This is a genomic window from Streptomyces sp. TM32, assembly GCF_004122755.1.
Classification (GTDB): domain Bacteria; phylum Actinomycetota; class Actinomycetes; order Streptomycetales; family Streptomycetaceae; genus Streptomyces; species Streptomyces sioyaensis.
The window spans coordinates 1-9,135 of record NZ_SDIG01000218.1 but is presented as its reverse complement, the minus strand read 5'-3'; the positions used below and the strand labels follow the sequence as shown (position 1 = coordinate 9,135).

Genomic DNA, 9,135 nt, shown 5'->3' with positions numbered 1-9,135 from the left:
CCCCCACCCCCGCCCGTCACACCCTGGCCAGGGGACCGTCACCGCCCCGGTGCTAAATCGTGGGTGTGAGCGGGCATGCATGCGGTCATGGGAAGCCGCGAAGTGCGATCGGAAGATCAACTGTCAGTGGGGCCGCCTACGCTCCGGGGCATGGGTTACGCAAACCTGCGCGAACTCCAGACCGCGCTGACCACCGCCTCCGACCTTGCCTCCGCCCTGCAGTCCGCGCCCAGCCGGCGCGACGCGGACCAGCTCGTCCACGTCCTCCGGCAAGCGCTGACCGCCGCCAGCTCGCTGGGCGCGGAGACCGGCCCGACCGGCTGCGCCATACATCCGCACGGCGCGGTCGACCCGCTGTACGGCGATCCGGAAGACCCCTTGCCGCCGGGCTACGGCAAGTGCCTGCTGTGCAACGACCGCCGGCGCCGGGCCGACGCCCACCCCCCGCACACCCGCCCGCACGCCCGTCTCCCCGCGCGCTGGCGACGCCGGATGAACGCCTGATCCGCCACCGAACGGGCCCCGGACAGGCGTGCGGGACTACCATCCGCGCATGCGACCTGCCAGATACAGCGATGAGGATCTAGAGCAGCACTCCCTGCGACGGCGGGTGCCCGACGACGGGCAGCGGTCCGGGTTCGAGCACGACGTCGACCGGATCCTGTACTCCACGCAGTGGCGGGCGCTGGCCGGCAAGAGCCAGGTGGTGGCGAGCGCCGAGCTGGGCGCGTACCACACCCGGCTGACCCACTCGATGAAGGTGGCACAGCTCGGCCGGCGGATGGCGGAGCGGCTGGAGCGCCAGTACGGCGGGCCGAATCCGGCGCTGGTCGAGGCGGCGTGCATGGCCCACGACATCGGCCACCCGCCCTTCGGGCACGCCGGTGAGCTGGCGCTGCGCGCCACGATGGACGAGCTGCACTTCGCGGACGGCGTGCTGGACAGCTTCGAGGGGAATGCGCAGACCCTGCGGGTGCTGACCTTCCTCGCCGCCCACAAGTACCCGGGCCACCGCGGGCTGCACCTGACCCGCGCCTGCCTGGACGCCGCCACGAAGTACCCGTGGGAGCGGGCGCCCGTCGACCAGGATCCGGCGCGCCATGTGAAGTGGGGGGTGTATGTCGCCGACCGGGAGGCGTTCTCCTGGGTGCGGGCCGGCCGTACGGACACCGCCGTACCGGTCGAGGAGCAGGTCATGGACTGGGCGGACGATGTCACCTACGCCTGCCATGACGTCGAGGACTTCTACCGCACGGGCCTGATCCCGCTGGCCGCGCTGTTCCCGCCGGACGGTGGCGCCGGCGCCGAGACCGAGCGGGAGACCCGCCGCTTCCTGGACTATGTGCAGGCCAAGCGGGCGCGCGCGGGCGAGGCCTTCGACCGCGAAGCGGCGCTGGTGATGATGGCGGACATCGGCAAGCGGCTGGCGGTGCCCGCCCCGTACAGCGGCAGCCATGAGGACGCGGTCGCGGTCAATCGCCGTACCGCCGACCTGATCTCGTACTTCACCCGCGGAATCGAGCTGGAGGTGGGCGGCGAGGCGGCGATCCGCTACGGCGCGCAGCTGGTGATCCCGGCGGAGCGGCGGGACGCCTGCGCGCTGCTGAAGGAGCTGGTGTGGTGCTACGTCATCGACCGCCCCGCGCTGGCCACCCAGCAGCACGGCAAGCGGCGGGTGGTCAGCGAGCTGCTGCGCTGGAGCCATGACGCACCCGAGCTGCTGCCGCCGGACCGCGCCGAGGAACTGGACCTGCACGGCGACCGGCTGCGTGCCGCCGCGGACCATGTCGCCTCGCTGACCGAGGATCAGGCCCTGGCCCTGCACCGCCGGCTGTCCGGCACGGGCCTGGGTTCGGTCAACGACAACGTGTGGCTTTGAGCCCGGAGTGGCCCCGAGAGTCCGGAGCAGCCCCGAGAGAGGGGGCAGCCAGGAGAGGCGACGCGGCCGTGCACCCTGGGTACGAGGCTACGGACCGGGCCGGGCCCGGCTCGCCGGATACGCCTCGCCTCCCCCGCCGCCCCCGGGGCCCGGCCGGTGCCGCCCTGCGACGCCCCGGCCCGGCCCCCGGCCGGCAGTCGGCGACTACTTGCCGCCGCCTCCCGGCTGCCCGGCCCCGCTCCGGGTCCGCTCCACCCCGTCCTGCGGCTTCTTCTCCGGCCGGAGGGCGATACGGCCCAGCACCGCCGCGACGAGCAGCGCGGCCACCGCGATCAGGGCGTAGTCCGGTACGGCGTTCCCGATCCGCGTCGCCCATTCCTCGGCCCGGAATTCGGCGTCCGCGTCGAGAACTCCGGGCAGCGCACTGGTCCCGTTGAAGCGCAGGAACAGCACGCCGATGCCGATGAAGAACACCCCGGACAGCAGCGAGGTGGTGTGCAGCCGCAGCTTTCCGAGGGTGAATTCCCGGCCGCGCAGCCAGCCCCGGGTGCCGAGCTTGCAGCGGTCCCACAACAGCGCCAGCACGAACAGCGGCAGCGCCATGCCGAGCGCGTAGACGGCCAGCATCGAGGCGCCGTACACCGGTGAGCCGCTGACCGCGGTCACCGTCAGCACCGCCCCGAGGATCGGCCCCGCGCAGAAGCCGGCCAGGCCGTAGACGCAGCCGAGCAGGAACGTGGAGACGGCCGACCGGGGCGTGATCCGCGCGGCCGCGGCCTGGGCCCGCCGGGAGGCGAAGCCCAGTCCGAGGATCTGGGCGAGTCCCATGGCGATGACGATCCAGCCGCCGAGGGAGATCAGCAGTTCACGGTGCCCGTTGAACAGCCGGCTGGCCGCCGTACTGGCCGCGCCGAGCGGCACCAGCGTTGTGGCCAGCCCCAGATAGAACACTCCGGTACGGGCCACCAGCCGGCCGGGGGTCGACAGGGAGTAGGCGAAGAACGCCGGCAACAGCAGGGCGCTGCACGGGCTGAGCAGGGCCAGCGCCCCGCCCAGGAACGCCGCGAGGTAGCCGATGTCGGTCACTTCCCGCCTCCCTTGGCCGCCGGCTGATGCTTCGCCGTCCGTGCGGCCTGCTCGATGGCCTGGGAGAAGACCGCGAGGGGCTGGGCGCCGGCCACCGGCCGGCCGTTGACCAGGAAGGACGGGGTGGACTGCACACCCAGCTGGTAGCCCTCGTCCTGATCCTTCTTCAGTGCCTTGGCGGCGTCCGCGCTCTTCATGTCGGCACGGAACTTGTCGAGGTCGTCGACGCCACTGCTGCGGGCCAGGCCGACGAGCTTGTCCTCGGCGAGCGCCGCGCCCTTACGGGTCTTGGCGTACAGCGCGTCGTGCAGCTGCCAGAACTTGCCCTGCTGCCCCGCTGCCCAGGAGGCCCGGGCGGCCCGCTCGGAGTCGGCGCCGAAGACGGTGAAGTTGCGGAATTCGATGCGCAGGGTGCCCGCGTCGACATACTTCTTGATCAGCTCGGGCTGGGTCTCGCGGGTGAAGCGGCCGCAGAACGAGCACTGGTAGTCGGCGTATTCGACCAGCACCACCGGGGCGTTCTTCTTGCCGACGGCCAGCGGGTCGCCGTCCGCGCGCCGGCTGGTCCGCTTGGCGAGGTCGTCGAACATCTTCTGCTGGGCGGGGTCCTCCTCGGCCTCCGGCGAGGCGGCGGGGGCGGCGCCGGGCTCGGTGTCGCGGCCGCTCTGGGTGGACTTGGCGATGGCGACGCCGATGGCGATCACGGCGACGACGAGGGCGAGGACCGCGCCGATGGCGGCCAGCTTGCGGGCGGGAGAAGCGGTTTTGGGCATGCGGAAGCTCCAGACGTACGGAGGGGAAATTCAGACCGGTGCGTCGGGGCAGCGGCCTATATCCGCAGTACGGGCAGGAGCGAGGTGTGGTCGACGGCCGGCGCGCTGCCGGTCGGTGGCCGGGCGCGCGCGTGCTGCGCCGGCAGGTCCGCGGCCCGCGGCCCCGCGCCGGTGGTGGCGGGGGCGAGCGGCTCGCCGCGGTGCGGGGCGGGCAGCGGGGCGGACTCGGAGGGCGCCGGCGCATGCCGGTTCGAGCAGCGCTTGGGCGCGGCGGCAACGGCGAGGGGCGCGCGGTCGTCGAGCTGCGGCCCGTCGTGGGCGGCGGCCGGCCGCGTGGGGCCAGTATGGGCCGCGCCGGCATGGGCCGTGTCGGCAGCGTGGGCCGCGACCAGGCCCGTCCGCCATTGCGCCGCGGCCGTCGCCGCCCGGCCCGCCAGCCAGGCCTGGTCGCCGCCGATCCGGCAGAGCAGCGGTCCGAAGGTGACGGCGAGGAGGAGCAGCAGCGTCAGCGCGGCCGACCGGCGCACAGCGTGCATGTCCCGTCCTCTCCGTCCCGGTGTGAGCATGAACGACCCATCCTACGGATCGGCATCACGCGGGCGGCGCACCGGCCGGGCCCGGGGCCGGTCGCGACCCCGGGCCCCGGCGGGGAGCCGGCATCAGCGGTCGGCGATCCGCACCTCGAACCAGGTCGCCTTGCCGCGGGGCAGCAGATCCACGCCCCAACGGTCGGAGAGGGTGTCGACGAGGAAGAGCCCGCGGCCGCTGAGGTCCGTCTCCTGGACCGGTAAGAGGCACGGCAGCCCGCGGGAGGGGTCGCGGACCTCGACGCGGATCCAGCCGCGGCGGCGCAGCATCCGCAGTCCGAAGGTGCGGGCGCCGGTATGGCGTACGGCGTTGCCGACGAGCTCGGAGACGAGCAGGACGGCGTGCTCGGCGAGCTGTGGCGTCAGGGACCACTGCTTGAGGAGTACGGCGGCGGTCAGCCGGCGCGCGATGCCGGCGGACTGGGGGCGGGAGGGCAGCCGGACCTCACCGAGGGTCGGTTCGCCGGCCGGATCGAGTGCGGTGGACACCGGACCGCGGGGCGCCGGCAGCGGTTCCGTGTCGCTTCCGGACATGCCCCGGTGTGCGGCGGCCGGATCGTTCCGCGGCCGCGGCTGCTCCATTTCTTCGAGGCCCGCCATGCCCCCATCATGGCCGCTGCCCGGCGGCCACGGGGGCGGAACCGAAGGAATCCGTTGTCCGGAATCATCGGTTCCATACCCCCGGGACGACATATGCCAACGGCAGTTAAGGTTCTGACCGGCCCGGCTGACCTGCGACGACATCCGGCGTGTGCACGAGCGGCCCGAGGCGCCAACAAGGTTGCCTTAAGGCGCAATTAAGTTTTCCGTCATTCGCCCACAAGGGGCATCGCCCGCCGGGCAAACCTCAGCCCTCCCGCCAACATCAGCTGTTTCAGCGGAACTTGGCCTTTCCGGGACCCTCCTCGACGAAGCTGCGCATGCCGATGTCGCGGTCCTCGGTCGCGAACAGCCCCGCGAACCAGGTGCGTTCGACGGCGAGGCCGGTGTCGATGTCCGTCTCCAGGCCCGCGTCGACGCACTCCTTCGCGGCCCGCAGCGCCAGCGCGGGACCGGACGCCAGCCGCGCCGCCCAGGCGTGCGCCTGCGCGTGGACCTCGGCGGCCGGCACCACCCGGTCGACCAGGCCGAGCGCGAGCGCCTCGTCGGCCTTCACCTGACGCCCCGTGAAGATCAGGTCCTTGGCCTTGGAGGGGCCCACCAGCCGCGCCAGCCGCTGGGTGCCGCCGGCCCCCGGGATCAGCCCCAGCAGGATCTCCGGCTGACCGAGCTTGGCGTTGTCGGCCGCGATCCGGAAGTCGGCGCAGAGCGCCAGCTCACAGCCGCCGCCGAGGGCATAGCCGGTGATCGCGGCGACCACCGGCTTGGGGATGCGGGCCACGGCGGTGAACGCCTCCTGCAGGGCCTTGGACCGTACGACCATGGCCGCGTGGTCCATGACCTGCATCTCCTTGATGTCCGCACCGGCGGCGAACACCTTCTCCCCGCCCCAGACGACGACGGCGCGCACGTCGTCGCGGCGGGTGACCTCCTCGGCCAGCTCGCGCAGCCGGTCCTGGGTGGCGATGTCCAGGGCGTTCATGGGCGGACGGTCCAGGCGGATGGTGCCGACGCCGTCGGCCACCTCGAGATTCACAGTCATGCCCGGAAGGTTAGTACGCGTTAACGCGGTCGGGCCCGGTGCACTCGGTCACAGGGCACCGGGCCCGCCCGGCGTGGCCGCGCTACTGGTCGGCCTTCCACTTCTCCCAGGACAGGTTCCAGTCGCTGAAGCCGTTGTCCGGCTGGATCGTTTCGTCGTGGGAATTCTTGACGATCACCACGTCGCCGATGACGGAGTTGCGGAAGAACCACGCCGCCGGGGTGGAACCGTCACCGCCGCCGCGCTGATCGAAGAGGCCCACACAGCCGTGGCTGGCGTTGCGGGTGCCGAACGTCGCGCGGCCCGACCAGTAGTTGCCGTGGATGAAGGTGCCGGAGTTGCTCAGCCGCATCGCGTGCGGCACGTCCTTGATGTCGTACTCGCCGCCGAAGCCCACGGTGTCGCCGTTCATCCGCGTCACGAGGTGCTTCTCGCTGATGACCATCTTGCCGTTGTACGTCTCGGTGCCGGGCGCGCCCGAGGTGATCGGGATGGTCCGGATCTTCTTGCCGTCGCGGACCACGGTCATCTGCTTCGACTTGGCGTCGACCGTGCTCACCTGGCTGCGCCCGACGGTGAAGGAGACTTCCTTGGCCTGGGTGCCGTAGACGCCGGGGCGGCCCTCGACGCCGTTGAGGTCGAGCTTGAGGGTGACCTTGGTGCCGGGCGCCCAGTACTTCTCGGGGCGGAAGTCGAGCCGGTCGTTGCCGAACCAGTGGCCCTCGACCGGGACCGACGGCTGCGCGCTGACCTTGATGGCGTCCTCGACGGCCTTGGGGTCGGTGATGCCCCGGGTGAAGTGGATCGAGACCGGCATCCCGACGCCGACCTGCTGGCCGTCCTCCGGGCTGTACTGGCCGATGAAGGTGTTCTTGGGGACGAGGGTGGTGAAGCTGGAGTGCTCGGCGGCCTCCCGGCCCTGACCGTCCACCGCTATGGCGTCGACCTTGTACTCGGTCGAGGCGCCCAGATGGCCGCTCGGCTGCCACAGGGCGCCGTTGCCCGCTATCTTCCCGTCGACCTCATTGCCCTTGGCGTCCTTGACCTTGACGGACTTGAGCTTGCCCTTCCGGGCGGTCACCTTCAGCGCGCCGCTCGTGGCGACGCCGTCCGCGCCGTCCTTGGGCGCTATCGTCACGGCCGCCTGCGAGGCGTCCTTGTCCCCGCCGGCCTTGCCGGCCGCCTTGCCGTCGTCACCGTCGTTGCCACCGCATGCGGTCAGCAGCAGCGCCCCGCCGAGCAGCAGCGCGAGCGGCCCTCCTCCCCGGTGCGGCCACCGACGCCGGCGAGCCGGCACCCCCGAATTCGGCTGGACGTTCACGACTGGCCCCTTTTCCCCTCGCACGGCCCGCGGTCCCCCGCACGCGGCTGCGGACAGCCGCGTGCTTGGCGTTAGATAACCACACCGCAGTGACAGTGAACTCCCCGTGAACGTCACCGTTTAGTCCCAAGTGCGGGGGTGGTGCGGGGGCAGGGCGTGGTCCCGGGTGCGGGGGTGGTGCGGGGCAGCGCGCCGCCGGGCCGGCCGCGGGTCAGTGCAGGGCGGATCCGGCCCGCCACGGTCCCCACGGCATGTTCCAGCCGCCGAGGCCGTTGTCCGGCGCGACCGTGCGCTCCGGGGAGTGCTGCACCACCACGGTGTCACCGACGATCGAGCGGTCGAAGAACCAGCCGGCCGGGGTGTGCGGCCCGCCGCCCTTGATGTCGCGCAGCCCGACGCAGCCGTGGCTGGTGTTCAGGCCGCCGAAGACCTCGGGCGGTGCCCAGTAGTTGCCGTGCAGAAAGGTCCCGGACCGGGTCAGGCGCATGGCGTGCGGCACGTCCGGGATGTCGTACTCGCGGCCGAAGCCGACGGTGCCGCCGTCCATCCGCGTCACCGACTGCCGCTCCAGGATCACCATCGTCCCGTTGTAGGTGGGGTTGTCGTCGTCGCCCGCGGTGACCGCCAGTACGGCCGCCACCCGGCCGCCCTGCCGCACCGTCAGCGTGTGCCGGGCGGCGTCGATGGTGCTGACCTGGTCCCGTCCCACCCGGTAGCGGACGGTCTTGCGCTGGGTCCCGTAGGAGCCCGGTCCGGCCTTCACCCCGCGCAGCCGCAGCTGCACCGTGATCGTGGTGCCCGGCCGCCAGCGCGCGCGGGGCCGGAAGTCCAGCCTCCGGTGGCCGAACCAGTGGGCGGCGACCTCGACGGCGGGCCGGGCGCCGACCGTGACGGCGCGTTCGACGGCCGCACGGTCGGCGACCGGCCGGTTGAAGACCAGCGAGAAGATCATGCCGGTGCCGACCGTGGTGCCGCTCTGCGGCGAGAAGTAGCCGATCAGCCGGCGGTCGGGGGCGGCGGTGGTGAAGGTGGTGTGGCGCACGGCGCGATGGCCCGCGCCGTCCAGCGCGACCGCGTCCACGGTGTACTTCGCCCCGAGTTGCAGGCGGGCGTGTGCCGGGCGCCAGGCCAGCCCGTCCGGCGAGATCCGCCCGGCGACGTGCCGCCGGCCGGCCGCACCGGTCCGGCTGACCGAGACCCGCTCCAGCCGCCCCTGCGGTACCCGGACCTCGAACCGCCCGTCGGCCCGTACGCCGTGGGCGCCGTTGTGCGGGACGACCCTGATCGTCTGTTCCCGGGAGCGCGGCTTGTCGCCGGTGAACACCTCCGCGTCCGCGCAGCCGGCCAGCGCCGCCGCCCCCGCCAGCCCGGCCAGGGCCGCGAGGGCGAGGCGGACCCGCCCGGCCGGCCGTGCCCCCGCCCGGCTCCGCGCCCGGCCCGGCAGGCGGTCCCGCACCCGGGTGCTGCCGCGGAGGTGCGCTCGGTCCTCTGCTCGGTCCTGCTGATGGGCGGTCATATACCGGATTGTGACGGATGAGGCGCGAGATGGGAGGTATGCCGTGAAACGGAATGTCACGGACACCGCGGAGACGGACGCGGAGACGGACGATGAGCCCCCGCCGCGCGACGCGTGAGGCAACGGCCGGTTGCGGGAAGAACAACGGGGAGGGCGGGACACCTGCACGGCCGGGACTCCCCCAGCGCATGCCGGGAGGTCCCTCCGTGCCGGACTCCGCCCGACCGAGCCATGAGCCGCAGGAGGCCGGTACGTGTCGAGCGCACCCGAGCAGGAGGCGGTGGCGGACGAACCGCTCGCCCCACCTACAACGGGACGATGGTGATCCTGG

At 72.7% G+C, this 9,135-nt stretch carries 9 protein-coding genes; 2 read left to right on the top strand and 7 right to left on the bottom strand.

Translation table 11 applies throughout. The features are described from left to right. Positions 1-150 precede the first annotated feature (150 nt). Entirely contained in the window at positions 151-504 is a 354-nt protein-coding gene (locus tag EST92_RS29200) for a hypothetical protein (RefSeq protein ID WP_129283703.1), read from the top strand. Positions 505-553: 49 nt separating this feature from the next. Then, positions 554-1,879 carry a dGTP triphosphohydrolase gene (gene dgt / locus EST92_RS29195; protein ID WP_239012721.1) on the top strand — a complete coding sequence of 442 codons (1,326 nt, stop codon included), beginning with the start codon at positions 554-556 and terminating at the stop codon, positions 1,877-1,879. Between the two features lie 204 nt (positions 1,880-2,083). Here dgt and EST92_RS29190 read toward each other — a convergent pair whose 3' ends face one another. The 7 genes from EST92_RS29190 to EST92_RS29160 all read right to left on the bottom strand — a co-directional run bounded on the left by EST92_RS29190 (position 2,084) and on the right by EST92_RS29160 (position 8,804). Continuing rightward, positions 2,084-2,965, bottom strand: coding sequence for a cytochrome c biogenesis CcdA family protein (locus EST92_RS29190; protein ID WP_129283702.1), 882 nt, complete (start codon positions 2,963-2,965; stop codon positions 2,084-2,086). Next, a complete protein-coding gene (locus EST92_RS29185; RefSeq protein WP_129283701.1) occupies positions 2,962-3,738 on the bottom strand; it encodes a thioredoxin domain-containing protein in 777 nt (258 codons plus the stop codon). The genes EST92_RS29190 and EST92_RS29185 overlap by 4 nt, the downstream gene beginning before the upstream one ends. Positions 3,739-3,794: 56 nt before the next feature. Beyond that, on the bottom strand, positions 3,795-4,274 hold the full coding sequence (locus EST92_RS29180; RefSeq protein WP_129283700.1) for a hypothetical protein: 480 nt from the start codon (positions 4,272-4,274) through the stop codon (positions 3,795-3,797). 123 nt (positions 4,275-4,397) lie between these two features. Continuing rightward, positions 4,398-4,925 carry an ATP-binding protein gene (locus tag EST92_RS29175; RefSeq protein WP_129283699.1) on the bottom strand — a complete coding sequence of 176 codons (528 nt, stop codon included), beginning with the start codon at positions 4,923-4,925 and terminating at the stop codon, positions 4,398-4,400. 274 nt (positions 4,926-5,199) lie between these two features. Beyond that, positions 5,200-5,967, bottom strand: a complete 768-nt coding sequence (locus EST92_RS29170; protein WP_129283698.1) for an enoyl-CoA hydratase-related protein — start codon at positions 5,965-5,967, stop codon at positions 5,200-5,202. Between the two features lie 82 nt (positions 5,968-6,049). Further along, positions 6,050-7,288, bottom strand: a complete 1,239-nt coding sequence (locus EST92_RS29165) for an Ig-like domain-containing protein (RefSeq protein ID WP_254069102.1) — start codon at positions 7,286-7,288, stop codon at positions 6,050-6,052. Between the two features lie 211 nt (positions 7,289-7,499). Beyond that, complete coding sequence (locus EST92_RS29160; protein ID WP_254069100.1) at positions 7,500-8,804, bottom strand: Ig-like domain-containing protein; 1,305 nt, start codon at positions 8,802-8,804, stop codon at positions 7,500-7,502. Between the last annotated feature and the right edge of the window lie 331 nt (positions 8,805-9,135).